Here is a 23,456-nt window from a genome sequence, read left to right on the forward strand (position 1 = left end):
CGCACCGGGGTTAACCGGCCTCAGATGTACAGCCATCAGGCATTCGTGCCGTCACACACGCTGACAAGGGTTTGATGAGACGTCTTGGATGTAGTCCCACCGGCATTCAGCGCCTGCGACAAATCAATTCATTGCATGTTCTCGATCGCTTCGACCCAGTGCTGCGCGCCGTAACGACCGCAGGTGAACTGCTCGACCACATCGAACACCGCATCGCTGAAACCGCCGACATTCAGAATGTCATCGCGATCCGCTGCCTGCGTTGCATAACCCGGCTGGATATCGATGCACACCAGCCGCGCCTGCGGGTTGATCTGCTTGATTCGTTCCCATTGGCGCATGGTCTCGCTTGCTCCATGGCGTCGCGTATCGATCCAGGACTCGTTGTCCGATACCAGAATCAGCGTATCGACCCTGGCCTTGCTGTCCGCCAGTTTCTTCAACGGCGCCGAGCAGTTGGTGCCTCCACCAAAGGCCTTGGCCAGTTTCTCCGCGTTGCTGATCACGCTGTCCCGTGGGTTGAGCTTGATATCCACCACCGTCACTTCGAACGGCATCACCCGCGCCGCCGGCTGTTTGCGCAACACCGCTGCCGCGACCAGTGCCGCCACATCAATGCAACGCACTGCGGTGGTTGCACCCTGACGATAACCGGTCGCCGGGCTGCCCATCGAACCCGATACGTCCGGGCAAACCACCACCGCGCCTTCCAGCTTCGGCACGTTGGCCAGCGACAGCTCAAGTGCATCCTGCAATGCCTCGCGAATCTGCAGCGGAACGTTATCGCCAACCATCCGGTAGGCCGCCAGCAACTGGTACGGATAAACCCGCGCCTTGGCCACTTCTTGCGGATCTGCAAGTCGCGCTGCCACGTACTCGACGCAACCCGGTACCTCGAACGCGCCATGCCGCGCCAAGGTGTTGAGGTTGATGCGCAACCCCTGCCAGCCCATGTTGCAAGCCTGCGCCGCCCATTGCTCTTTGCTCAGAATTTCGTTGCCGAGCAGTTGAAACGGTACCGCGGGGACTTCCCGACTCGCACCGCTGCGAAATGCCAGCAAATCGCGGGTCAACTCAGGCAATGCCTGCACATCCACCGGTTTGCCGATCAGCCAGGCGAAGAACGCTTCGCGCCAGGCCTCAGCCGGCTTTGGGTGAACCATCTTCACCACGTCCGCCAGCGATGGCTGGTTGCCAACCGACGCTTGCAGCAGTTGACGTTCGGTCGCGCCGTTCAGCCAGTTCTGCACCAGACGCTTGGGTTGCGAACCAAGGGATTTGCGCCCGGTGGCGCCACTGCGCAGGATCTGCACGTAGTTGCGCAACATCTTGCCGCTGTCGATCACTTGTTCAAACACCTCAGGCACCAGCGTCGAACGGTTCGCCGTCAACGCCGCGAGCAACAACGCCGGCATGTCTTTCATGTGGCCCTTTTGGCGAGCGTAGACAGCGGCCTTCGCCACGAAACGGCTGTCGAGTTCAGCCACCAGCTTCAACACTTGATCCAGCTGGCTTTCAGCGCTGGCGTAAAACGTCTGGTTAAGGCAACCGGTGACCGCCAGTTGGGCCAGTTGATGCTTCGGGGTGTAGGCATACGCCGAGGCACCGGAGGCATTCAAAGTGTCGCAGGCTGGCAGCTGTTTCGATTGCGTGTTGAAGAGTTTGAAGTTGGCCATCGTGGCGTCTCGCTCTGTTGTCCTGTTTGTTGCGATAGGTATTGCAGCGCCTGTGCCAGTTTTTGAAAGGTGGAGAATTTATTCTCTATCTTATTGATTTATATAGTTTTTTATTTTTTATCGATTTTTTTGAGCTGAACCGAAGACAAACCCCGCGTGAGAAACCTATCATTTGATATCGTCATTTATCTTTTGAGATAGGCATGTCCAATAAACGTACTGTCGCGATCGGTTTTATCGGCGCCACGCTGGATCGCGTTGGCAAGGGCGCCAATCGCTGGAGCCACTGGCGACCGAGCGTTGGCCTGTGCCAGCAACCGGACGTGCTGATCCATCGTCTGGAACTGATTCACGGTATCGACGCACGCGACATCAGCCTCGCTGAACGGGTTCGCGCTGATATCCAGCAGGTCTCGCCGGAAACCGAAGTCCACCTGCACCCCATGGCACTGCGCAATCCGTGGGATTTCGAAGAGGTCTACGGCGCGCTGCATGACTTCACGACGGCCTACAGCTTCGATACCGAGCACGAGGACTATCTGGTTCACATCACCACCGGCACTCACGTCGCGCAGATTTGCTGGTTCCTGCTGACCGAAGCACGCTATTTGCCGGCACGCCTGATCCAGACTTCCCCCGCCCGACGCAAAAGCGAAGATGAACAAGCCACCGGCACCCACGCCCTGATCGACCTCGACCTGTCGCGCTATGACCGCATCGCCTCGCGCTTCGCCAACAAACGCCTCGAAGGCCTGGAGTTCTTGAAGTCCGGCATCGCCACACGCAACGCGGCGTTCAACCGCTCCATCGAACAGATTGAACGGGTGGCTGTGCGTTCCAAGGCGCCTATGCTGCTGATCGGTCCGACCGGCGCCGGCAAATCATTCCTCGCCCGACGCATCTACGAACTCAAGCGCAGCCGCCATCAAATGCAGGGCCGGTTTGTTGAGGTCAACTGCGCCACCCTGCGGGGCGACGGCGCGATGTCGGCTTTGTTTGGTCACGTCAAAGGCGCTTTCACCGGCGCGCAGAACGCCCGCGACGGCCTGCTGCGCGCCGCGGACGGCGGCATGTTGTTTCTCGATGAAATCGGTGAACTGGGCGCGGACGAACAGGCGATGCTGCTCAAGGCGATCGAAGAAAAGCGCTTCTTTCCGCTCGGTTCCGACAAGGAGGTCGATAGCGACTTCCTGATCATCGCCGGTACTCACCGCGATCTGCGCAGCCGCGTCGCCGAAGGCCTGTTCCGCGAGGATCTGTACGCGCGCATCAACCTCTGGACATTTGATTTGCCCGGCCTGGCCGGCCGCCGCGAAGACATCGAGCCCAACATCGATTTCGAGCTCGAACGTCACGCTCGCGATCACGGCCAACTGGTGCGCTTCAACCTCGAAGCGCGGCGGCGCTACCTCGCCTTCGCCAGCTCTCGCGAAGCGGCATGGCTGGGCAACTTTCGCGAACTGTCAGCGTCGATTACCCGGATGGCCACACTGGCGGACAGCGGGCGAATTGATGAGGCGCAAGTGCAGGAAGAAATTGATCGGCTGCGTTATGCGTGGGGGCTGGTGCAAGCGGACGGCGTGTCGGATGACCTCCCGGGAGACGCCGATAGCCTCGACCTGTTTGATCGACTGCAATTGAAGGCGGTAATTGAAGTATGTCGGCAAGCGGACAGCCTGTCGGATGCCGGACGCAGACTGTTCGGCGTATCGCGCCAGGCCAAGGCGCAGCCGAATGATGCAGATCGCTTGAGAAAATACCTGAGCCGCTTCGGGATTGAATGGGCCGACTTGCAAGGCCGCAAAACATAGCGCCCTCGACTGGGGCACACAGCTTGCACGAAAGCAGATGCATTCATAAGCTCGACATTCATTGCCGGCCACCCGAAAAACAATGCCCCATGAGAGCCACTACAACTTGAGCGAGCTTTTTGATTTCCTGGCAGCACTCGTCGCTTACGATGACTTCAGATCAAGGCGGCGCAGTAATCGTGTGTTTTCGCGCCGCTTTGTCGCGGTCATGTTTGTGGTCGGCTTGGTAGAAATCCTTCTACTTTCACATTGGGCCGGGTATCTGTGACTTTACCGCTCGTCCAACGGCCAGCACCTTAAGCCTGTTCATGCCTCCAATGAGTTACCCCCCATCGCGCGGAAGACTCAGATTATGAACAAGTCGATTGCAACCCTGACGCTTGCAAGCCTGCTGTTGACTGGCTCGTTCCTCACGCAGACCAGTTCGGCAGCAACACCGACGGCCTCCTCCGAGACAAATCAAGCGCACAGCTCCGAGTCCAACGAGGAAAAAGCCAATAAAAAGGGCGAAGAAGCGTCAGGTTCAAACTCCGGCGCCGAACCGCAAGAAACGCAGAAAGACGCCGCAACCTCCAGTGACTCGGAGGACATTAAGCAAGGTTCGAAACCTTAGTACCTGGGCGGCTGCCGCCGCCCCACTTGACTCACCTGACACGAATCACAATTGTCGACGCGAGCATGTCGCCCAGGCGTTTGCGCGAGCCAAAGAAGATGAAAATCCAGTCGAGGATGTTCAGAAACGGCGTTGTGATGTTGCGTATGAACGATTGATACAGATTGCAGTTCAAGTAACTACGCTCATCAATCACCGACATCCCCAGCAGCTTTTTACCCAGGCTTTGCCCATTGGGCATTGCATCGGAAAACAGGTAATACGACACACCCGTACCAAGAGCCAAGACAGCCACCACATTTGGCGGCAAACCAATAAACTCCGCCAGCCGTCCTATAAAGAGGATCAAAAAGTAGGTGATCAACGTATCGATGATCTGCCCGCCCCAGCGACGACCTAGCCCTGCGAGATTTTTCGGCTTTTGATATTCACTGCTGGTATTGCTGATGTCCATGCGGCTTCGCTCGATCAGAATTTAGATGACTGAGTATCGGCAACCGTCAGCCAATATTTAGTGGAGCTTCAGAGGCGAGCGCACTGACAGTACGGTCTATCAAACCCCGCAATACTGCTGCGCATGGCTCGGCTCGCTGAAGGTAAAGAAGTAGAAGGAAATTTTTTCGTCCTCTACGTCTCTTAATTCATATCTGATTCTGTCGAGCCCACGATCGATTCGGGTAACGACGAGCTCAATGAACTGAGTCAATCCGCCGCCAAATCCACTTAGATCAAGCGCACTGACATCCTGAAAAATCACGGTGATAGCGCTTTCTGCCGCGTCATCGAACGACGACATCGTCAAGGCCAGGTTGTACTTGAAATCCTGAATTTCGATATTCAGCGAAACGACCGCATTGTGCTGAATCAAAAGTGAATTCAACCGAGATAACTTATCCATTTTCTTATGGACCAATGACGGAAAAGATGTGGCCTGCAACATTCGTGTATTTGAGCGAGCATCTTCAGCCCTGGCAGGCAGAGTATCAACCCGACATCAGAGTAACTGCGCAGAACCTTTGCCGAGCTTGCGTGCCAACTCGACATTCATTTCGAACTGTTCGCTGACATCAATCGCCGTACGGCGACTCTTTTCGACTGAGCCTTCCCGAGTCCAGAGAAACGGGAAAAACGAAAAGCACTGATCCGCTTCCAGCGCCTGCAGGTCAAGAATCCAGCCGTTCCAGCGCAAACCGTCGTAGAAGGTCGCGAGCCGATCACTCAACGCCCAACCCAGAAAGTCGGTGTAAGCAATGTGCAATGGCTCCCACAACAGCGTGTCAGGCGCCCAGTAATACATCGCCCCAACCTCTTCACCCAAACCACCGCCATTGAGAGCAAAAAAACCTCCAGCGGCATCGTCGGCGACCAACATATAAGCATCAGCACGGCCGCTATTCCAATCCAGAAGATTTCGCGGTAATTGCGGATGCCCGGAGCCGAGCAGGCGTAACCAGCCGTGATCAATCAGCAGCCCACCCGTTTCGAAGGCGATCGCACCCAAAGTCGATTTAGTCGTGACCTGAAGACCTGAAAGAACTCTGTCATTTTCGGCGGAGGGGGGGAGTAACTGATAGTTGAGTACGGCTTCCCCCAGCATTTTTTCAATGATGGGCAGCGCCGGATCCCGCTTGTCTATCAAGTGATCCAAACTTTTCATCCAGCGACCTTTTTTTGCGCGAGCTTTGCGCAGGCACAAAAAAGCCGATCTAGATGATCGGCTTAAGTGTCTGATTTTACTCAGGAATAATGGTCGGGACGGAGTGATTCGAACACTCGACCCCTAGCACCCCATGCTAGTGCGCTACCGGACTGCGCTACGCCCCGACTGGTTTGAAACCGGCCCTTCATCTCGAAGAGCGCTCAAGAATATAGCGCAAGCTTTTGAAAACTGGAAGTATTCAAACGCAGCTTTTTATTTCTTGAGAACCACCAGCACATCTTCAAGCTCAGCGATCATCTGGCGGATCATTTGCTTGTACTGGGTGGTGTCGTCTTTGGCTTCATCGCCGGACAGACGCAGGCGTGCGCCGCCGATGGTGAACCCCTGATCATAAAGGAGCGCGCGGATCTGCCGGATCATCAGCACGTCCTGGCGCTGATAATACCGGCGGTTTCCGCGGCGTTTGACGGGGTTGAGTTGAGGAAACTCCTGCTCCCAGTAGCGCAGCACGTGTGGTTTTACCGCACACAGCTCGCTGACTTCACCAATGGTGAAGTAGCGTTTGCCCGGGATGACGGGTAGTTCGTCGTTATGACTTGGTTCCAGCATAAGCCTCAACTCGGGCCTTCAACTTCTGCCCTGGACGAAAGGTGACCACACGGCGAGCCGTGATCGGGATTTCTTCCCCCGTTTTCGGGTTGCGGCCAGGCCGCTGGCGCTTGTCCCGAAGGTCGAAATTGCCGAAACCGGACAATTTGACCTGCTCGTTGTCTTCAAGAGCGTGCCTGATTTCCTCGAAAAACAGTTCTACCAATTCCTTGGCTTCCCGCTTGTTCAGGCCCAGCTCTTCATACAGACGTTCCGCCATCTCAGCTTTCGTCAAAGCCCCCATACGTCACTTCCTTAACGTGGCGTTCAACCTTTGTTCGAGCGAGGTGAGGATATTTTGCGTCGTCGAATTCACCTCATCGTCATTAAGAGTGCGCGATGGATGCTGCCAGGTCAAGCCGACTGCAAGGCTTTTTCTATCAGGATCAATACCTTTACCCTGATACACGTCAAACAGCCTGAGATCCGTGAGCCATTCGCCTGCATTTTCACGGATTACGTCCAATACAGCCGAGGCCGCGACGTCTTTGTGCGCGATCAGTGCAAGGTCACGACGCACTTCAGGAAAACGCGACAACTCGTGGAATTGCGGCATTTTTCCGGAGGCGACTTCAGCCAGAACCAGCTCGAAGACGAAGACCGGACGATCCAGGCCCAAGGCTTTGGACAGCTCGGGGTGAATCGCACCGATAAAGCCGACTTCACGCCCGTCACGTTCGATGCGCGCGGTTTGACCCGGGTGCAGCGCCGGGTGTTTACCCGGAGTGAAAGTGAAGGTATCCAGTGCACCGGCAAAGCCCAGCACCGCTTCGACGTCAGCTTTCACGTCGAAGAAATCGACGGTGTCGCGACCCTGCGCCCAACCTTCCGGCAGACGGCTGCCGCAAACGACACCCGACAGCATCGGCTCTTGCTTCAGACCTTCCAGCTGACCGACGAAACGCAGACCACTTTCGAACAGACGCACGCGATCCTGCTGACGGTTCAGGTTGTGCTGCAACGCCTTGACCAGACCTGGCCACAGCGAGGAACGCATGGCCGCCATGTCATTGGAAATCGGGTTGGCCAGCAACAGCGGCTCAACGCCCGGGTTGAACAGCTCGAATTGTTTCGGATCGATGAAGCTGTAAGTGATCGCTTCCTGATAACCACGGGCCACCAGCAGACGACGCAGTTCAGGCAACTCGCTGCGTGCTTCAGCCTTGGCTTGTGGCGCCAGACGCGCTTGCGGATAACGAACCGGCAGCCGGTTGTAGCCGTACAGACGCGCCAGCTCTTCGATCAGATCGACTTCCAGGCTGATGTCGAAGCGATGACTTGGCACTTCTACGCGCCACTGCCCTGCGCCGTCAGCGGAAATCTTCAGACCCAAGGCGCTGAGCAGACGCTCGACCTGAGCCGAATCCATTTCCATCCCCAGCATCTGGGTGATGCGCTGAGCACGCAGGGTGATCGGCGCGATCGACGGCAGGTGTTGCTCGCTGACGGTCTCGATGATCGGACCGGCTTCACCACCGGTGATTTCCAGCAGCAGGCCAGTGGCGCGCTCCATGGCTTCACGGGCCAGTTGCCAGTCCACACCACGTTCGTAACGATGCGAAGCGTCGGTGTGCAGGCCGTAGGAGCGAGCCTTGCCAGCCACAGCGATCTGATCGAAGAACGCACTTTCCAGGAAAACGTCGCGAGTGGTCGCGGACACACCGCTGTGCTCGCCACCCATCACACCGGCAATCGCCAGAGCGCGGGTATGGTCGGCAATCACCAGCGTATCGCTACGCAGGCTGACTTCCTGACCGTCGAGCAGAACCAGCTTCTCGCCCTCTTCCGCCATGCGCACGCGGATGCCGCCATTGATTTCGGCGAGATCGAAAGCGTGCAGCGGCTGACCCAGCTCGAGCATCACGTAGTTGGTGATGTCGACGGCAGCGTCGATGCTGCGCACGTCGGCGCGGCGTAGACGTTCAACCATCCACAGCGGGGTCGGTTTGGACAGATCTACATTGCGAATGACGCGACCCAGGTAACGCGGGCAGGCGGCAGGCGCCAGCACTTCTACCGGACGCACTTCGTCGTGCACAGCCGGAATGGTCATGACCACCGGGCGAGTGACCGGCGTGTCGTACAGCGCACCCACTTCACGGGCCAGACCGGCCAGCGACAGGCAGTCGCCACGGTTCGGGGTCAGGTCGACCTCGATGCTGGCGTCTTCCAGATCCAGGTACACGCGGAAATCTTCGCCCACTGGCGCATCGGCCGGCAGCTCCATCAGACCGTCGTTGCCTTCACCGACCTGCAGCTCGGATTGCGAGCACAGCATGCCGTTGGACTCAACGCCGCGCAGCTTGGCCTTCTTGATCTTGAAGTCGCCCGGCAGTTCGGCACCGATCATGGCGAACGGAATCTTCAGGCCCGGACGCACGTTTGGCGCACCGCACACGACCTGGAAGGTTTCCGCGCCATTGCTGACCTGGCACACACGCAACTTGTCGGCATCAGGGTGCTGCTCGGTGCTCAGCACCTCGCCCACTACCACGCCGCTGAATACACCGGCGGCCGGGGTCACGCTATCGACCTCCAGACCCGCCATCGACAGACGAGCAACCAGCTCGTCGCGACTTACCTGCGGGCTAACCCAGCCACGCAGCCATTGTTCACTGAATTTCATCCTGCTCTCCTAAGAATTCGTTACGACTAGCGAAATTGCGCGAGGAACCGCAAGTCGTTGTCGAAGAACAGACGCAAGTCGTTCACGCCGTAACGGAGCATTGCCAGACGCTCGACGCCCATGCCGAAAGCAAAGCCGGAGAACTCTTCCGGATCGATGCCGGACATGCGCAGCACGTTCGGGTGGACCATGCCGCAGCCCATGACTTCCAGCCAGCCGGTCTGCTTGCAGACGCGGCAGCCTTTACCGCTGCACATCACGCATTCCATGTCGACTTCAGCGGATGGCTCGGTGAACGGGAAGTACGAAGGACGGAAACGTACGGCCAGCTCTTTTTCGAAGAACACCCGCAGGAATTCTTCGATGGTGCCTTTGAGATCGGCGAAATTGATGTCGCGATCGACCAGCAGGCCTTCGACCTGGTGGAACATCGGCGAGTGGGTGATATCGGAGTCGCTGCGATACACACGGCCTGGGCAGACGATGCGGATCGGCGGCTGCTTGGACTCCATGGTGCGGACCTGTACCGGCGAGGTATGGGTGCGCAGCAACATGTTCGCATTGAAGTAGAAGGTGTCATGCATCGACCGGGCCGGGTGATGGCCTGGGATGTTGAGCGCTTCGAAGTTGTGATAGTCGTCTTCGACCTCAGGGCCTTCGGCGATGCCGTAGCCGATGCGGGTGAAGAACTGCTCGACTCGTTCCAGAGTCCGGGTCACCGGATGCAGACCACCAGAGGCCTGGCCGCGGCCCGGCAACGTCACGTCAATGGATTCGGCAGACAGTTTGGCAGCCAGTTCGGCTTCTTCAAACAGAGCCATGCGCGCATTGAGAACGCCTGTAACACGCTCCTTGGCAACGTTGATCAGGGCGCCGACTTGCGGACGCTCTTCTGCCGGCAAATTCCCCAGGGTCTTCATCACCTGAGTCAATTCACCCTTTTTGCCAAGGTATTGAACCCGGATTTGCTCCAGGGCATTGATATCTTCAGCGCTTTGCACAGCCTCTAGTGCTTGAGAGACCAGCGCATCCAGGTTTTCCATGTACAGACTCCAGATACAAAATAGGGGAAGAGCTTGAAGGCTCTTCCCCTATTTATGACGTTTAACACCTGGCCCCACAGAGGTGAGGTCGGGTGACTGTCGGGGGTACTTAAGCCAAGGTGGCTTTAGCTTTCTCGACAATCGCAGCAAACGCCGCTTTTTCGTTCACTGCCAGATCAGCCAGAACCTTACGGTCGATCTCGATGGACGCTTTTTTCAGGCCAGCGATGAAACGGCTGTAGGACAGACCGTTAACACGAGCACCAGCGTTGATACGAGCGATCCACAGAGCGCGGAACTGACGTTTTTTCTGACGACGGTCACGGTAGGCGTATTGGCCTGCCTTGATTACCGCTTGCTTGGCAACACGGAATACGCGGGAGCGTGCGCCGTAGTAGCCTTTAGCAAGTTTCAGAATTTTTTTGTGACGCTTACGGGCAATGACGCCACGCTTTACACGAGCCATGAGTTACTTCCTCTATTCTTGACTAAAATTAACGAAGGCGCAGCATGCGCTCGACTTTTGCCACGTCAGACGGATGCAGCAAGCTGCTACCGCGCAGTTGACGCTTACGCTTGGTCGACATTTTGGTCAGGATGTGGCTCTTGAAAGCGTGCTTGTGCTTGATACCGTTAGCAGTTTTCAGAAACCGCTTAGCAGCACCACTTTTGGTTTTCATTTTTGGCATGTTCGGATACTCCGCATTCAGTTGATAAACATAATCAGAAGGCCTGCCGTGCCCTGTTGATTACTTCTTCTTTTTCGGGGCGATGACCATGATCAGCTGGCGTCCTTCCATCTTAGGATGCTGTTCGACCGAACCGTACTCGAGCAGGTCAGCTTCAACCCGCTTGAGGAGTTCCATCCCCAGCTCCTGGTGGGCCATCTCACGGCCGCGGAATCGCAAGGATACCTTGGCCCTGTCCCCGTCACTCAGGAAACGTACCAGGTTGCGCAGTTTTACCTGGTAATCCCCTTCCTCCGTCCCTGGACGAAACTTGATTTCTTTTACCTGAATCTGCTTCTGGTTTTTCTTCGCTGCTGCAATCTGCTTCTTCTTCTCGAAGATCGATTTGCCGTAGTCCATCACCCGGCAAACCGGTGGGACTGCGTCAGCAGAGATTTCTACCAGATCAAGCTTTGCTTCTTCAGCAATACGAAGCGCTTCATCAATCGAGACGATGCCAATCTGCTCGCCATCAGCGCCAATTAACCGAACCTCGCGTGCCGAGATATTCTCGTTGATCGGGGCTTTCGGTGCAGCTCGTTTATCTTGTCTCATTTCACGCTTAATAATAATTACTCCGAATCTGGGCGACCACGCCGGGAAACCGCTTGCGCGAGAAACTCAGCGAACTGGGCGACGGGCATCGAGCCCAGGTCAGCACCTTCACGAGTACGCACAGCGACAGTCTGCATCTCGACTTCCTTATCTCCGATAACCAAAAGATAGGGAACCTTGAGCAAAGTATGCTCGCGGATTTTAAAGCCGATCTTTTCATTTCTCAAGTCGGACTTGGCACGAAATCCGCTTTCGTTGAGAGTTTTTTCTACTTCTGCAACAAAATCTGCCTGTTTATCAGTGATATTCATGATCACTGCCTGGGTTGGCGCCAGCCACGCAGGGAATGCACCTTCGTAATGCTCGATCAGAATCCCGACGAAACGCTCGAAGGAACCGAGGATCGCCCGGTGCAACATCACTGGGTGTTTGCGGCTGTTGTCTTCGGAGACGTATTCAGCACCGAGACGGACAGGCAGGTTGAAATCGAGCTGCAAGGTACCACACTGCCAGACGCGACCGAGGCAATCTTTCAGCGAGAACTCGATTTTCGGACCGTAGAACGCACCCTCGCCCGGCTGCAGATCATACGGCAGACCCGCGGAATCAAGGGCTGCAGCCAGTGCCGCTTCGGCGCGATCCCACAGCTCATCGGAACCTACGCGTTTTTCCGGACGAGTGGACAGTTTCATCTCGACATCGGTGAAGCCGAAATCGCGGTAAACGTCCATGGTCAGCTTGATGAACGCCGCGGATTCGGCCTGCATCTGCTCTTCAGTGCAGAAAATGTGGGCGTCGTCCTGAGTGAACGCACGCACACGCATGATGCCGTGCAACGCACCTGATGGCTCGTTACGGTGGCAGGCACCGAACTCGGCCAGTCGCATCGGCAGCTCGCGGTAGCTCTTCAGGCCCTGGTTGAACACCTGCACGTGACACGGGCAGTTCATCGGCTTGATGGCGTAGTCGCGGCTTTCCGACTCGGTGGTGAACATGTTGTCGGCGTAGTTGGCCCAGTGCCCGGATTTCTCCCAGAGGCTGCGGTCAACCACTTGCGGGGTCTTGATCTCAAGGTAGCCGTTGTCACGCTGCACTTTGCGCATGTACTGCTCGAGCACTTGATACAGGGTCCAGCCGTTCGGGTGCCAGAACACCATGCCCGGCGCTTCTTCCTGGGTGTGGAACAGGCCCAGGCGCTTGCCGATCTTGCGGTGGTCGCGCTTTTCAGCTTCTTCGATGCGCTGGATGTAAGCCGCCAGCTGCTTCTTGTCTGCCCAGGCAGTACCGTAAACGCGCTGCAGTTGCTCGTTCTTGGCATCACCGCGCCAGTAGGCGCCGGACAACTTGGTCAGCTTGAAAGATTTCAGGAAGCGCGTGTTCGGCACGTGCGGGCCGCGGCACATGTCGACGTATTCTTCGTGATAGTACAGGCCCATGGCCAGCTCGTTCGGCATGTCCTCGACCAGGCGCAGCTTGTAGTCTTCGCCACGAGCCTTGAACACTTCGATCACTTCGGCACGCGGAGTGACTTTCTTGATGACGTCGTAATCTTTGTCGATCAGCTGATGCATGCGCTGTTCGATGGCGGCCATGTCGTCCGGAGTGAAAGGACGTTCGAAGGCGATGTCGTAATAGAAGCCTTCGTCGATGACCGGCCCGATGACCATTTTCGCAGTCGGGTACAGCTGCTTGACCGCATGGCCAACCAGGTGCGCGCAAGAGTGGCGAATGATCTCCAGCCCCTCTTCATCCTTTGGCGTGATGATTTGCAGCGTCGCGTCGCTGTCGATGATGTCGCAGGCGTCGACCAGCTTGCCGTTGACCTTGCCGGCCACGGTGGCCTTGGCCAGACCGGCACCAATGGATGCGGCGACCTCGGCTACGGAAACCGGGTGATCGAATGAACGTTGACTGCCGTCGGGAAGAGTAATAGTTGGCATGGCGCCTCCTCTCCTAGTGGTGACCCCTACCAAAGGTCACGTGGGTTGGGATGAGCCAGTACAAGATCCGATCCAGGCCATTCAATGACGAACGCCTGCCTTACAGCGGCAGGAGCCTTGCGGCCAACCGGAAAACCGAACCAGAGTGACTGGGATTCAAATCAGAATTTTTCGCACGCTGACCGCTGCCGGGGCTGAAGGCCGTCCGGAGCCTGAGAACGCTTGAGCCGGGCATGCTAGCACAGATGAGCGGTCATTTATGCCTCTGTTTGATCACAAGGCAAATCGTCTGTTTTTATGCCAGAGTGCTGAACTTGATTGGCCTTTCAGCCCTCAGATAACAAGACATTGACCCAAAAGGAGCATCCTCGCATGCGTCTGAATACCCTGTTCGCCGTAGTCGCCCCTATCGTTTTGCTGCTGCCGCTGAGCGCCCACGCCGACTGGCCGAAGGGCGAGCGCGAGAAGTATATGGCGCAGTGCACTCAAGCGGCGACTCCGCAAATTGGCGCAGCTGCGGCCAAGTCGCACTGTGCTTGTGGTGCTGATGCCATCAAGTCGTATCCTGCCGCCGACATTCAGGCACTGATGGACAACAAGGCCACCCCTGAACTGCAGCAGAAAGCGCTAGGCCAAATCGCCAAATGCAAGGCAAATACACCGGCGAAAAAGTGATTGAAAAGGTCTTCTGAGCGGGTTCAGCGCTCTTGAAAAGGGCTGAATTTGCGCCTTTTCAGACGATTTATGCAGGTTTTACAGGTTTTTTTATTGTCTTTACGTTCTGCTAAAAGCCTTGTAAACCGGGGCTTTCAGTCGAATAAGGCGGCAAAGAAAACACGACTGATTGGCAAACAGCACGTCCGGGGGGCTACCAAAGCGAACATTTCGACTATGATACCCGGGTGTGCCCAGTTGGCCTGAGCAGCACAGTACTACTGAAAATATATGTTTCTTGGAGATACACCATGTCTAATCGCCAAACCGGCACCGTTAAATGGTTCAACGATGAAAAAGGCTTCGGCTTCATCACTCCTCAAGGTGGCGGTGACGACCTGTTCGTACACTTCAAAGCTATCGAATCCGACGGTTTCAAAAGCCTGAAAGAAGGCCAGACCGTCTCTTTCGTGGCTGAGAAAGGCCAAAAGGGTATGCAAGCTGCACAAGTTCGCCCAGAGTAATTTCCTGGCGCACTAAAAAAACCCCGTCCATGTGACGGGGTTTTTTATGCCTGCAACAAAAGCGCTCTGTGATCAGCCGCAGTTGACGCGGGTGACCACCAGGTTGTTGTCGGTGTTCAGATTCAAGCGATCGGAACGGTACTCCAGCGTGATCATGTCGGTTGGCTTGAGGAAGCGAGCGTTTTGCGCGCCAGCCTTTGCACGAGCCTGATCGAGCAGTTCCGGCGACGCCTTTTTACCGATGGCAAATTCCGCTGCCTTTGCTTCACAGCGGCTGTGACCGGCATCGGTCGCCACGGGATCCTTTGCCGACTCGCTAGAGGTTGTGCTGCAGCCGGCCAACATGGCAACGGTCATAAGTGCACCCAGAGACGCGAACTTCAAAGGCATGAAGCCTCCTTTTTTCAAATGGTTAAGCTGAGATCGTGCGACCGCCAATCCGGCGTTTGGTTTCACAGCCGGTGCCATCACCCTGCCCCACGACCCGGAAAAATGCCGAGTCTGCCTGAAGAGCGGGCATCGCATCTTCAGACAATCGTCACCGAATATTAACGCAGCTCAATAGACGTCGATGTAATCGAGCGGCGGATTCGGCCAGTTGGCTTTCAGCGCATTGAAAATCTGCATCACCCAGACTTCATCGCTGGCCGCGACGTTGCCGACATACCCCGAACCCTTGGCCCAGGTCTCCAGGCGAAACAGTAGGCCATCTATGTCCTGGCCACCCGTCACGCCGGAAGAAATATAGGCAATCCCGCCCTTGGTCACGCGCAGCTGCGTGTGCACATCATCGCTGGCCGACGCCAGTAACTGGCGCACAGCGTCGAGTGTCAGGCCGTCGGGGGTGTTCAAATCGATCTGCACAGCACATTCCTTGGATCAACCGGAAAAAACCAAGTGTCGCATAGCGCCGCGCTCATGCCTAAGTCGCAGTGCCAAACGCCCGCCAAAGTGGTTAACTCGCTTTCAGACATTCCCGACTTTTCGAGCGCACTCATGAGCACCGTAAACATCAACGCCGATATCAGGGCCACCTGGCCACAGGGGCACAGCTCGTACAGCCCGAGCAGTCCGGAAGAGTTGGCTTTGATCAGTATCGACTTGCTGGTCAAGACCTTGGGGACACAAGGCGCACAAACGTTTGTCGCCCAGATATTCGAGAAGTACCCCAGCGACGACAAAGGGACGCAGGACACCGAGAGAAAATGAAAACCCGCAGGCTGGCACCTGCGGGTTCAGGCCTTACTTCAAGCGCTTCAGACGCTCGGTCAGCAGATCGAAGAAGCCCTGGGCATCGCCGTTCTCGACCCAGAATGCATTCTTCGGTTGCTTCAGGCCGTCGTACCAGTCGACGACGGTCTGGCCGAAGGTAATCCCTTCGCGGCTGTCGATGGCCACGTTCACCGAGCGACCGGTAAACAGCTCAGGCTTGAGCAGGTAAGCGATGACGGTAGCGTCATGCACCGGGCCGCCCGGGATGCCGTAATGCTCCATGTCACCCTTGATGTACTCGTTGAGAATGTCGCCAACGATCTTGCTCGCGTTGTTGTTCAGCGCGGCAATCTGCTTCAGGCGTGCGTCGCTGGTGAGGATCTTGTGGGTCACGTCCAGCGGCAGGTAGGTCAGTTTCACGCCGCTCTTGAGCACCACTTCCGCCGCTTGCGGGTCGGCAAACAGGTTGAACTCGGCCACCGGGGTGATATTGCCGCCATTGAAGTGCGCGCCGCCCATGATCACCACTTCCTTGATGCCATTGACGATCTCCGGCTCCTGGATCAGCGCCAGCGCCAGGTTGGTCTGCGGACCAAGCATGGCGATGGTGATGCTGTGCGGCTTGGCTTTTTTCAGGGTATCGATCAGGTAGTTGACCGCATTGCCTTCGGCCAGGCCTTTTTTCGGCTCATGAACGGTGACACCCGACAGGCCTTCCTTGCCATGGATGTTCTCGGCGTAGATCGGCGTACGCATCAGTGGCTTTGGCGCACCGGCATAGACCGGAACATCCTCGCGCCCTGCCCACTCGCGGGCCAGGCGCGCGTTGCGCGAAGTCTTGTCGAGGCGCACATTGCCGGCCACAGTGGTCAAGGCGCGGATGTTCAGTTCATCCGGCGATGCCAGGGCGAACAACAAGGCGACCACGTCGTCGGCACCCGGGTCGGTGTCGATGATCAGGTCGATCTTTTCAGCAGCCTGAGCGCCGGTGGCGGTAATAAAAGACAAAAGAAGCAGACTCCGAAGCAATTGGTGGAGTTTTTGAGCATAGCGGTGCATGGCGCATTCCTTGTGCGGATGAAAATGAAAGGGTCGAAACCCCGATTAGAACGTTACCCCGGCCACCAGCACGATGTTGCAGTACGGCTGACATTCGCCTGTACGAACAATCGCCCGCGCCTGTCGGCTGAGAACCTTGAATTGCTCATGCGTCAGCAGATCGCGCCGACCGAGGGCGCCCTCTTCTTGCAACTCGTCCAGCGCGACCAGCGCGGTCGGCTGCTTGTCGAGGATTTCGTTGGCCAGCACATGGCTTTCCACCTGCATCTCGCTGAGCACGACTTTCAGGGTACTGACGAAATCCGGAACGCCGTGGGTCAGCGCCAGATCAATCAATTCAACGCCAGGCGGAACCGGCAGTCCGGCGTCACCGATGACCACCATGTCACCATGGCCCAGGGAGGCGATCAGCCGCGACAACGCGACGTTGAGCAGAGGTGTCTTTTTCATGCGGGTTTGAACGCCTGTACGTCAGACATGGTTGGAATGGAAGGTTGTGCGCCGGCCCGGGTCACAGACAGCGCTGCTGCGACTTGCCCGTAACGGATCGCCTCGGCCTCGGATTTGCCACTGGCCAGCGCCGCGGCAAAACCGCCGACGAAGGTATCGCCCGCAGCAGTGGTATCGACTGCCTGCACCTTTGGCGCCGGAAAATGCTCGAAACCTTTGCCATTGGCAAACAGTGAACCTTGCGCACCGAGGGTAATGATGACCTTGCCCGCGCCCATTGCGATCAACTGGCTGGCCGCGCTTTCTGCGCTTTGTAGCGAATCGACCGGCAGTCCGCTCAACGCGGCCGCTTCACTTTCGTTGGGGATCAGATAGTCGATGGCGACAAACCAGTCCGCCGGCAGCGGACGACTGGCCGGCGCCGGATTGAGGATGACCGTCTTGCCCAGCGCACGTGCGCGTTTAAGCGCATGCCCCACCGTTGCATCGGGGATCTCGAGTTGGCAGATAATCACATCGGCCGCCTGCAGCACCGCATCAAAGCGGTCGATTACCGCCGGGGTCATCGCACCGTTGGCGCCGGCAACGATCACGATGGCGTTCTGACTGTTGTCATCGACCACGATCAGCGCCACGCCACTGGAATCTTCAACCGTGCTCACCGCCTGACAATCGATCTGCTCGGCCAGCAATGCCTCACGCAATTGCACGCCGTAGTCATCGTTGCCAACACAGCCGACCATCGCGACCTGTGCACCCAGGCGCGCAGCAGCGACTGCCTGATTGGCGCCCTTGCCGCCGGACACGGTGGCAAAGGAATGACCGATCAGCGTTTCACCACCCTTGGGCAGCCGTGGCGCCCGGGTGACCAGATCCATGTTCAGGCTGCCTATTACCACTACATTTGCTGGCATACATCACTACTCGTCAATTCGGTTTCAGCGGTACTCGGTGAACACGCCGGACAGCGGCGCAGTCGATTCGCGCAAGACAATACTCGGGGTCACGATCCGTTGATCGGTAACCAGACTCGGGGTAGCAATCCTTCGCAGCAACACTTCGGCAGCCATTTCGCCCAACTGCAGGATCGACTGGCCAACGGTGGTCAGCGCCGGGTACACGTAGCGACTCATCTGGATATCGTCGAAGCCGATCACCGACAGCTCGCTTGGCACGCGGACATTGCGTTCGGCCGCCGCGCGCAGCACACCGATACCGATCATGTCGTTACCGGCGAAGATCGCGCTCGGAGGATTGCTTTCAAGCAGGATCGCCGCCGCGTTGTAACCGCCAGTGCTGGTGAAATCGCTTTCCAGCATGCGCTCGGGGCGCACCGTGATGCCCGCCTCTTTCAGCGCCCGGCAAAAACCGGCCTGACGCATTTGCGCCACGCTGGTGCTCGACGGACCACCGATGGTGGCGATGTCACGATGGCCCAGCTCCAGAAGATGCCTGGTCGCCAGATAAGCGCCATATTCATGGTCGATGCGCACCAGATCGGCATCCACGCCATCCAGCCCGCGGTCGACAATGACCATCGGCGTTTTCACCCCGGCCAGCCCTTGCGCAAGTCCGATGTCGCCACCGGCGGAGGCGACGATCAGGCCGTCGATGCGTTTCTCCAGCAGCACACGCAAATAACTGCGTTGTTTATCCGGGTTGTCGTCAGAGTTACAGAGAATCACGCAGTAGCCATTACGCTCGCAGTAATCCTCGATGCCCCGAGCCAACTCGGCAAAATACGGGTTGAGGCTGTTCGGCACCAATAAGCCAATGGTCGCAGTGGTCTTGGCTTTCAGCGAACGCGCCACCGCACTCGGTACATAGTCGAGGCTTTTGATGGCGGCCTCGACCTTCAGCCGCACTTCCTGGCTGACCGGGCGCGTCTTGTTCACCACATGCGAGACGGTCGTGTAGGAAATCCCCGCGAGCGCCGCCACATCCTTGATCGTTGCCATCTCTTAGCCCCGTCGACTGGCGCGGTGGCTGCGATAGGTATCGAGCACCACCGCGATGACAATAACCGCGCCGGTGATGATGCGCTTGGTCGGCTCAGTCGCACCGATCTGCGCCAGACCGGCGGCCAGTACCGAAATGATCAACACACCGAAAAAGGTGCTGATCACCGAACCACGGCCACCCATCAGACTGGTGCCGCCGATGACCACGGCGGCAATCACTTGCAGCTCCAGGCCGGAGCCGGCATTCGGGTCTGCCGCTTCCAGTCGGGAAATCTGGAACAGTGCGGCGATCCCGGCCAGCAGGCCCATCAGGCTGAACACCAGAATCTTGTAAGGCTTGGGATTGATCCCGGCCAGCCGTACCGCTTCCTCATTGGTGCCGATACCGATCAGATAGCGGCCGAACACCGTGCGGGTCAGCACAGCTTGCGCGATGAAGATCACCAGCAAGGCAATGATGAACGATGGCGAAATGCCGAACGCGATCGGATTCGACAGCCAGGCAAACGAATCACCAATGTAAGCGGTACGCGAACCGGTCATCTGATACGCCAGGCCTCGGGCCATTTCCAGCACGCCGAGCGAAACGATGAACGACGGAATACGCCACGCCACGGTGATCGAACCGGTCACCGTACCCGCCAGTGCCGCCACCGCCATACCCAGCAACGCGGCTGGCAACACACTCCAGCCCCAACCGAGAATCGCCACGCTGACTGTCGAGGCGGCAAGCGCCAGCACCGAACCCACCGACAGGTCGATGCCGCCGATGATCAGTACAAAGGTCATGCCCACCGCCAGCACCATCAGATCGGGAATCTGGTTGGCCAGCGTGCTGAAAGTGTCATAGGACAGAAAGTGGCTGCTCATCATCGAGAACAGCGCCACCATCGCCAACAGGGCCCCGGCCAGGCCCAGATAAGTGCCCAGACCATAGAAATTGCCACTACGTTTGCCGGCGGAAGATGCAGTTTTCATGGGAGATCCCTAGGCGCCGCTTCATTGAGCAACGCATCACGTTTTTGATAGCCGGCGAACGCGGCGGCAAGCAAATCATCCTGGGTCCAGCTGTCGCGCTCGAAGGTATCGATCAGACGCCCTGCCGACAGCACACCGATCCGGTCGCAGATCAGCATCAGTTCGCGCAGGTCACTGGATACCACCACCAGCGCCTTGCCCTGGCGCGTCAACTCGCCCAGCAAGGCATAGATATCGAACTTGGCACCGACATCGATGCCGCGGGTCGGCTCGTCGAACAACAGCACCGAGCAATCACGCTCCAGCCAGCGGCCGATCACCACTTTCTGCTGGTTGCCGCCGGACAACTCCGACACCAGTTGTGTCGGGCTGGAACTGCGGATGCGCATGGCGTCAATCTGACGCTGCGCCAGGGAAATTTCGTCGCTGTTATTGACGATCCCGGCCCTGGAAATCTCCGGCATGTTGCCCAAGGCGATGTTGGCGCTGATCGACTGACTGAGCAGCAGGCCTTCGCCCTTTCGGTCTTCAGTAATCAAGGCAATTCCATGGTTCACTGCATCAACCGGCGAACGCACACTGACCACCTGCGCCGGCGAACCCAGCGCGATCGTGCCGCTGTCGGCCAGGTCGGCGCCGAAAATCAGCCGCAGCAATTCCGTGCGCCCTGCCCCGATCAGCCCGGAAATCCCGAAGATCTCGCCGGCACGCACTTCGAAGGAAACATCGCGCACCTTGTCGGAACGGGTCAGGCCCTTGACCGTCAGTGCCGAGGCGCCGATCTTGCGTGGGCCCATGTCGATGTGTTCGCCCAGTTCGCGACCAACCATCAAGGTGACCAGTTGCTCGCTGTTGTAGTTGGCCATCGGTTCGACGCAGACCAGATTGCCGTCGCGCAGCACGGCAATGCGTTGCGCGACTCGCGCCAGTTCTTCTAGACGGTGCGAGATATAAATGATCGAGACACCACGTGCCTGCAAGCGAGTGATCTGCTCGAAGAGCATTTCCACTTCACGCGCGGTGAGCATCGCGGTCGGCTCATCGAGGATCAGCACGTGGCAATCGCCGATCAGGTTGCGCGCGATCTCGACCATCTGTTGATGGCCTATACCCAACTCGCCGACCAGGGTGTCCGGATCGATGGCATCGAGGCCAACCTGCGCCATGGCTTCGATGGCAGCTTTGCGCAATTGCTTGCGACTGATCCAGCCGCCGTTGCTGGGCAGGTTGTCGAGAAACAGGTTTTCCGCCACCGACAGGGTCGGCAACAGATTGAGTTCTTGCATGACCATGCGCACGCCAAGCTCTTCGGCCTGGGTACGACTACCCGGACGGTAGTCCTTGCCCTGGAATTGCATCTGACCGGTGGTGGGCGTAACCAGACCACCAATGATCTTCGAAAGGGTGCTTTTACCGGCGCCATTCTCACCGGTCAGCGCCAGCACTTCACCGCGCATCAGCGTCAAGTCGATGCCTGTGAGCACCGGTTGCGCATAGGTCTTACCGATACCGCTGACCGAGAGGACAGCGTTCGGGGCGGAAACTGACATAAAAAACTCTCCATGCGCTCGTCCGCACGGACGAGCGCCGTTGTGTCGCCGGAAGACTTACTGGGTGACCAGCTCGACTGGCGTTTCGATCACGCCATTGGCGCCGCTGTCGACTTTCTCGCCCTTGAGGATTTTCAGCGCGGTCTCGATACCGAACACGGCCTGTTTGGCAGCGAACTGATCAGCCGTCGCCAGCACACGACCGTCCTTGAGCATCGGCTTGATCGCATTGATATTGTCGTAGCCGACCACTTGTACCTTGCCTGCCTTGCCGGCAGCACGCACAGCGGAAACCGCGCCAACGGCCATGCTGTCGTTACCCGCCAGCAGCGCCTTTACATTCGGGTATTCGCTGAGAATCGAAGCAGCAACCTTGTTGCCCTTGTCGATCTCCCAGTCACCGGATTGCAAGGAGACCACCTTGATCTGCGCCGCCTCCATCGCATCCTTGAAGCCTGCGGTGCGTTGCTGGGCGTTGGTGGTGGTGGACACGCCTTCGATGATGCCGACTTCGTCACCGGCCTTCAGTTGCTTGGCCAGGTATTCGCCGACCAGACGCGCACCTTTGCGGTTGTCCGGACCTACGAATGGCACGCTGATGTTTTTGCTTTTGACGATCTGCGGATCGAGCTGGTTGTCGATGTTGATCACAGTGATGCCGGCATCGACGGCTTTTTTGATCACCGGCACCATGGCTTTGGAATCGGACGGTGCGATGACCAGCGCGTTGACCTTGGCCAGAATCATCTGCTCGACGATACGGGTCTGCCCGGCGGTATCGGTCTCGTCCTTGATGCCGTTGGAGATCAGGTCGAAATCGGCTGAGTGTTCTTTCTGATAGGCCTTGGCGCCATCTTCCATGGTCAGGAAGAATTCGTTGGCCAGGGATTTCATGACCAGTGCGACTTTGGGTTTTTCCGGGGACTCGGCGAAAGCCGAAGAGACAGGTAGTGCGGCGGCTGCAGCAGCCAGCATAGCGACAGCAAGAAGACGTCCAGCGAATGGCAGCTTCATGGGTTCACTCCGATCTTATGATTATTGTGAGCAACGCTCGCGCTGGCGTAAGCTTCAGCGCTCTCTTCCGGATAATGATGCACCGGGGAAGCCGCGCAAACGTTTGCGTAGACCGAACTATGCGAATCCCGCCGACATTTGTCAACAATCAGAAATCGTCGTTTATGGCAGGAGGACGAGTCTTGTGACTCGCCTCTCATTGCTTAGGCCGTGGTGCTGACCAGGTTGCCGCTGGTGGAATCCTTGGACATTTCCTTGACCAGTGCCGCGGCGACTTCCATCAGCGCACCGCTGGTTTGCGCGATCTGCCCCTGAACGGACATGACGGCCTGCGACTTGGCCTCGGGTGTCGGATAGCTCGCAGCCTGGGCCGCCGCCAGTTGCTGTTGCTGCTCCTGCAGTTGCTTCTGCAATTCCTGCATGCGCTTGAGCAGCATTTTCACCGTGACGCTCAAGTTATTGCCGCTGTCAGCGCTGTCCGCCTTTTCGGCTTCCTGTGCCGGACCACCGGTGCGGACTTGATTGCTCTGGTCTTTTTCAACGCCCAGCGCTTCGGCAGAAGCGTCCTCTTCCGCCTGACTCATTGCATTGATTGTCGCTGCGGTTTTACCGCCGATGGTGACTGCACCAGGGTTTGAAAAACCGATCGTCAGTGACATGTGAACTCCATAGGTTTTCAGTTTCCTTGAACACCCATCGGCCTGCTCGCAGGTTTCTTTAACAACAAATCCACAAACGGCATGCGGATTTGTTC

General features: G+C 57.6%; 27 protein-coding genes and 1 tRNA gene. 5 read left to right on the top strand and 23 right to left on the bottom strand.

The genetic code is table 11. From position 1 onward, the window contains the following. Window positions 1-128: 128 nt before the first annotated feature. Complete coding sequence (locus AC1RBR_RS17080; RefSeq protein WP_492565718.1) at window positions 129-1,676, bottom strand: RNA-binding protein; 1,548 nt, start codon at window positions 1,674-1,676, stop codon at window positions 129-131. Window positions 1,677-1,879: 203 nt separating this feature from the next. Between AC1RBR_RS17080 and rtcR the strand changes: the two genes are divergently transcribed. Next, window positions 1,880-3,487 carry an RNA repair transcriptional activator RtcR gene (rtcR, locus tag AC1RBR_RS17085; protein ID WP_492565720.1) on the top strand — a complete coding sequence of 536 codons (1,608 nt, stop codon included), beginning with the start codon at window positions 1,880-1,882 and terminating at the stop codon, window positions 3,485-3,487. 352 nt (window positions 3,488-3,839) lie between these two features. Beyond that, window positions 3,840-4,100 carry a hypothetical protein gene (locus AC1RBR_RS17090; protein WP_115987003.1) on the top strand — a complete coding sequence of 87 codons (261 nt, stop codon included), beginning with the start codon at window positions 3,840-3,842 and terminating at the stop codon, window positions 4,098-4,100. Between the two features lie 31 nt (window positions 4,101-4,131). Here AC1RBR_RS17090 and AC1RBR_RS17095 read toward each other — a convergent pair whose 3' ends face one another. The 12 genes from AC1RBR_RS17095 to thrS form a co-directional block, all read right to left on the bottom strand. Beyond that, a complete protein-coding gene (locus AC1RBR_RS17095) occupies window positions 4,132-4,554 on the bottom strand; it encodes an RDD family protein (protein WP_166497506.1) in 423 nt (140 codons plus the stop codon). Window positions 4,555-4,653: 99 nt separating this feature from the next. Then, window positions 4,654-4,998, bottom strand: a complete 345-nt coding sequence (locus tag AC1RBR_RS17100; protein ID WP_492565722.1) for a hypothetical protein — start codon at window positions 4,996-4,998, stop codon at window positions 4,654-4,656. Window positions 4,999-5,094: 96 nt separating this feature from the next. Continuing rightward, the gene (locus AC1RBR_RS17105; protein ID WP_492565724.1) at window positions 5,095-5,757 is read right to left on the bottom strand and encodes a DUF2625 domain-containing protein; all 663 of its coding nucleotides are present in this window, start codon (window positions 5,755-5,757) and stop codon (window positions 5,095-5,097) included. Window positions 5,758-5,847: 90 nt separating this feature from the next. Further along, window positions 5,848-5,924, bottom strand: a tRNA-Pro gene (locus tag AC1RBR_RS17110). Between the two features lie 88 nt (window positions 5,925-6,012). Next, the gene (locus AC1RBR_RS17115) at window positions 6,013-6,369 is read right to left on the bottom strand and encodes a MerR family transcriptional regulator (RefSeq protein WP_003179985.1); all 357 of its coding nucleotides are present in this window, start codon (window positions 6,367-6,369) and stop codon (window positions 6,013-6,015) included. Further along, a complete protein-coding gene (ihfA, locus tag AC1RBR_RS17120; protein ID WP_002553164.1) occupies window positions 6,350-6,652 on the bottom strand; it encodes an integration host factor subunit alpha in 303 nt (100 codons plus the stop codon). The genes AC1RBR_RS17115 and ihfA overlap by 20 nt, the downstream gene beginning before the upstream one ends. 3 nt (window positions 6,653-6,655) lie before the next feature. Next, entirely contained in the window at window positions 6,656-9,034 is a 2,379-nt protein-coding gene (gene pheT, locus AC1RBR_RS17125; RefSeq protein WP_492565726.1) for a phenylalanine--tRNA ligase subunit beta, read from the bottom strand. Window positions 9,035-9,060: 26 nt separating this feature from the next. Then, the gene (gene pheS / locus AC1RBR_RS17130; protein WP_492565727.1) at window positions 9,061-10,077 is read right to left on the bottom strand and encodes a phenylalanine--tRNA ligase subunit alpha; all 1,017 of its coding nucleotides are present in this window, start codon (window positions 10,075-10,077) and stop codon (window positions 9,061-9,063) included. A 109-nt stretch (window positions 10,078-10,186) separates the two neighbouring features. Continuing rightward, window positions 10,187-10,543, bottom strand: coding sequence for a 50S ribosomal protein L20 (gene rplT / locus AC1RBR_RS17135; RefSeq protein WP_002553161.1), 357 nt, complete (start codon window positions 10,541-10,543; stop codon window positions 10,187-10,189). 28 nt (window positions 10,544-10,571) lie between these two features. Continuing rightward, the gene (gene rpmI, locus AC1RBR_RS17140) at window positions 10,572-10,766 is read right to left on the bottom strand and encodes a 50S ribosomal protein L35 (protein ID WP_002553160.1); all 195 of its coding nucleotides are present in this window, start codon (window positions 10,764-10,766) and stop codon (window positions 10,572-10,574) included. 60 nt (window positions 10,767-10,826) lie between these two features. Next, window positions 10,827-11,378 (bottom strand): translation initiation factor IF-3, encoded by a 552-nt coding sequence (gene infC / locus AC1RBR_RS17145; RefSeq protein WP_170929410.1) that lies wholly within the window; start codon window positions 11,376-11,378, stop codon window positions 10,827-10,829. Further along, a complete protein-coding gene (gene thrS / locus AC1RBR_RS17150; protein ID WP_492565728.1) occupies window positions 11,378-13,300 on the bottom strand; it encodes a threonine--tRNA ligase in 1,923 nt (640 codons plus the stop codon). The genes infC and thrS overlap by 1 nt, the downstream gene beginning before the upstream one ends. Window positions 13,301-13,672: 372 nt before the next feature. Here thrS and AC1RBR_RS17155 point away from each other — a divergent pair, with 372 nt between their 5' ends. Further along, window positions 13,673-13,975, top strand: coding sequence for a hypothetical protein (locus tag AC1RBR_RS17155; protein WP_095136705.1), 303 nt, complete (start codon window positions 13,673-13,675; stop codon window positions 13,973-13,975). Between the two features lie 290 nt (window positions 13,976-14,265). Next, the gene (locus tag AC1RBR_RS17160) at window positions 14,266-14,478 is read left to right on the top strand and encodes a cold-shock protein (RefSeq protein WP_003179963.1); all 213 of its coding nucleotides are present in this window, start codon (window positions 14,266-14,268) and stop codon (window positions 14,476-14,478) included. A gap of 72 nt (window positions 14,479-14,550) precedes the next feature. On the opposite strand, the gene AC1RBR_RS17165 is transcribed toward AC1RBR_RS17160, so the two are convergent. Beyond that, on the bottom strand, window positions 14,551-14,868 hold the full coding sequence (locus tag AC1RBR_RS17165; RefSeq protein ID WP_115986996.1) for an I78 family peptidase inhibitor: 318 nt from the start codon (window positions 14,866-14,868) through the stop codon (window positions 14,551-14,553). A 168-nt stretch (window positions 14,869-15,036) separates the two neighbouring features. Beyond that, entirely contained in the window at window positions 15,037-15,342 is a 306-nt protein-coding gene (locus AC1RBR_RS17170; protein ID WP_095136707.1) for a hypothetical protein, read from the bottom strand. Between the two features lie 132 nt (window positions 15,343-15,474). On the opposite strand from AC1RBR_RS17170, the gene AC1RBR_RS17175 reads away from it, so the two are divergent. Continuing rightward, the gene (locus AC1RBR_RS17175; protein WP_492565730.1) at window positions 15,475-15,687 is read left to right on the top strand and encodes a hypothetical protein; all 213 of its coding nucleotides are present in this window, start codon (window positions 15,475-15,477) and stop codon (window positions 15,685-15,687) included. Between the two features lie 33 nt (window positions 15,688-15,720). On the opposite strand, the gene AC1RBR_RS17180 is transcribed toward AC1RBR_RS17175, so the two are convergent. The 8 genes from AC1RBR_RS17180 to AC1RBR_RS17215 form a co-directional block, all read right to left on the bottom strand. Beyond that, complete coding sequence (locus AC1RBR_RS17180) at window positions 15,721-16,749, bottom strand: nucleoside hydrolase (RefSeq protein ID WP_003226378.1); 1,029 nt, start codon at window positions 16,747-16,749, stop codon at window positions 15,721-15,723. A gap of 45 nt (window positions 16,750-16,794) precedes the next feature. Next, window positions 16,795-17,199, bottom strand: coding sequence for a D-ribose pyranase (gene rbsD / locus AC1RBR_RS17185; protein ID WP_027611553.1), 405 nt, complete (start codon window positions 17,197-17,199; stop codon window positions 16,795-16,797). Further along, window positions 17,196-18,113, bottom strand: coding sequence for a ribokinase (gene rbsK / locus AC1RBR_RS17190; RefSeq protein ID WP_204896293.1), 918 nt, complete (start codon window positions 18,111-18,113; stop codon window positions 17,196-17,198). The genes rbsD and rbsK overlap by 4 nt, the downstream gene beginning before the upstream one ends. 24 nt (window positions 18,114-18,137) lie before the next feature. Beyond that, window positions 18,138-19,157 (bottom strand): LacI family DNA-binding transcriptional regulator, encoded by a 1,020-nt coding sequence (locus AC1RBR_RS17195; RefSeq protein ID WP_443534982.1) that lies wholly within the window; start codon window positions 19,155-19,157, stop codon window positions 18,138-18,140. A 3-nt stretch (window positions 19,158-19,160) separates the two neighbouring features. Then, entirely contained in the window at window positions 19,161-20,138 is a 978-nt protein-coding gene (locus tag AC1RBR_RS17200) for an ABC transporter permease (RefSeq protein WP_095136712.1), read from the bottom strand. Next, window positions 20,135-21,688, bottom strand: coding sequence for a sugar ABC transporter ATP-binding protein (locus tag AC1RBR_RS17205; RefSeq protein WP_492565733.1), 1,554 nt, complete (start codon window positions 21,686-21,688; stop codon window positions 20,135-20,137). The genes AC1RBR_RS17200 and AC1RBR_RS17205 overlap by 4 nt, the downstream gene beginning before the upstream one ends. Before the next feature lie 57 nt (window positions 21,689-21,745). Continuing rightward, complete coding sequence (locus AC1RBR_RS17210) at window positions 21,746-22,702, bottom strand: sugar ABC transporter substrate-binding protein (protein ID WP_115986989.1); 957 nt, start codon at window positions 22,700-22,702, stop codon at window positions 21,746-21,748. 203 nt (window positions 22,703-22,905) lie between these two features. Further along, window positions 22,906-23,361, bottom strand: coding sequence for a hypothetical protein (locus tag AC1RBR_RS17215; RefSeq protein WP_095136715.1), 456 nt, complete (start codon window positions 23,359-23,361; stop codon window positions 22,906-22,908). Between the last annotated feature and the right edge of the window lie 95 nt (window positions 23,362-23,456).

This window comes from Pseudomonas sp. GW823-FHT01D03, from assembly GCF_058798255.1.

Bases quoted from the DNA above. Each gene is read 5' to 3' on its own strand.
- AC1RBR_RS17080 (WP_492565718.1), bottom strand. From the start codon at position 1,676: ATGGCCAACTTCAAACTCTTCAACACGCAATCGAAACAGCTGCCAGCC.
- rtcR (WP_492565720.1), top strand. From the start codon at position 1,880: ATGTCCAATAAACGTACTGTCGCGATCGGTTTTATCGGCGCCACGCTG.
- AC1RBR_RS17090 (WP_115987003.1), top strand. From the start codon at position 3,840: ATGAACAAGTCGATTGCAACCCTGACGCTTGCAAGCCTGCTGTTGACT.
- AC1RBR_RS17095 (WP_166497506.1), bottom strand. From the start codon at position 4,554: ATGGACATCAGCAATACCAGCAGTGAATATCAAAAGCCGAAAAATCTC.
- AC1RBR_RS17100 (WP_492565722.1), bottom strand. From the start codon at position 4,998: ATGGATAAGTTATCTCGGTTGAATTCACTTTTGATTCAGCACAATGCG.
- AC1RBR_RS17105 (WP_492565724.1), bottom strand. From the start codon at position 5,757: ATGAAAAGTTTGGATCACTTGATAGACAAGCGGGATCCGGCGCTGCCC.
- AC1RBR_RS17115 (WP_003179985.1), bottom strand. From the start codon at position 6,369: ATGCTGGAACCAAGTCATAACGACGAACTACCCGTCATCCCGGGCAAA.
- ihfA (WP_002553164.1), bottom strand. From the start codon at position 6,652: ATGGGGGCTTTGACGAAAGCTGAGATGGCGGAACGTCTGTATGAAGAG.
- pheT (WP_492565726.1), bottom strand. From the start codon at position 9,034: ATGAAATTCAGTGAACAATGGCTGCGTGGCTGGGTTAGCCCGCAGGTA.
- pheS (WP_492565727.1), bottom strand. From the start codon at position 10,077: ATGGAAAACCTGGATGCGCTGGTCTCTCAAGCACTAGAGGCTGTGCAA.
- rplT (WP_002553161.1), bottom strand. From the start codon at position 10,543: ATGGCTCGTGTAAAGCGTGGCGTCATTGCCCGTAAGCGTCACAAAAAA.
- rpmI (WP_002553160.1), bottom strand. From the start codon at position 10,766: ATGCCAAAAATGAAAACCAAAAGTGGTGCTGCTAAGCGGTTTCTGAAA.
- thrS (WP_492565728.1), bottom strand. From the start codon at position 13,300: ATGCCAACTATTACTCTTCCCGACGGCAGTCAACGTTCATTCGATCAC.
- AC1RBR_RS17155 (WP_095136705.1), top strand. From the start codon at position 13,673: ATGCGTCTGAATACCCTGTTCGCCGTAGTCGCCCCTATCGTTTTGCTG.
- AC1RBR_RS17160 (WP_003179963.1), top strand. From the start codon at position 14,266: ATGTCTAATCGCCAAACCGGCACCGTTAAATGGTTCAACGATGAAAAA.
- AC1RBR_RS17165 (WP_115986996.1), bottom strand. From the start codon at position 14,868: ATGCCTTTGAAGTTCGCGTCTCTGGGTGCACTTATGACCGTTGCCATG.
- AC1RBR_RS17175 (WP_492565730.1), top strand. From the start codon at position 15,475: ATGAGCACCGTAAACATCAACGCCGATATCAGGGCCACCTGGCCACAG.
- AC1RBR_RS17180 (WP_003226378.1), bottom strand. From the start codon at position 16,749: ATGCACCGCTATGCTCAAAAACTCCACCAATTGCTTCGGAGTCTGCTT.
- rbsD (WP_027611553.1), bottom strand. From the start codon at position 17,199: ATGAAAAAGACACCTCTGCTCAACGTCGCGTTGTCGCGGCTGATCGCC.
- rbsK (WP_204896293.1), bottom strand. From the start codon at position 18,113: ATGCCAGCAAATGTAGTGGTAATAGGCAGCCTGAACATGGATCTGGTC.
- AC1RBR_RS17195 (WP_443534982.1), bottom strand. From the start codon at position 19,157: ATGGCAACGATCAAGGATGTGGCGGCGCTCGCGGGGATTTCCTACACG.
- AC1RBR_RS17200 (WP_095136712.1), bottom strand. From the start codon at position 20,138: ATGAAAACTGCATCTTCCGCCGGCAAACGTAGTGGCAATTTCTATGGT.
- AC1RBR_RS17205 (WP_492565733.1), bottom strand. From the start codon at position 21,688: ATGTCAGTTTCCGCCCCGAACGCTGTCCTCTCGGTCAGCGGTATCGGT.
- AC1RBR_RS17210 (WP_115986989.1), bottom strand. From the start codon at position 22,702: ATGAAGCTGCCATTCGCTGGACGTCTTCTTGCTGTCGCTATGCTGGCT.
- AC1RBR_RS17215 (WP_095136715.1), bottom strand. From the start codon at position 23,361: ATGTCACTGACGATCGGTTTTTCAAACCCTGGTGCAGTCACCATCGGC.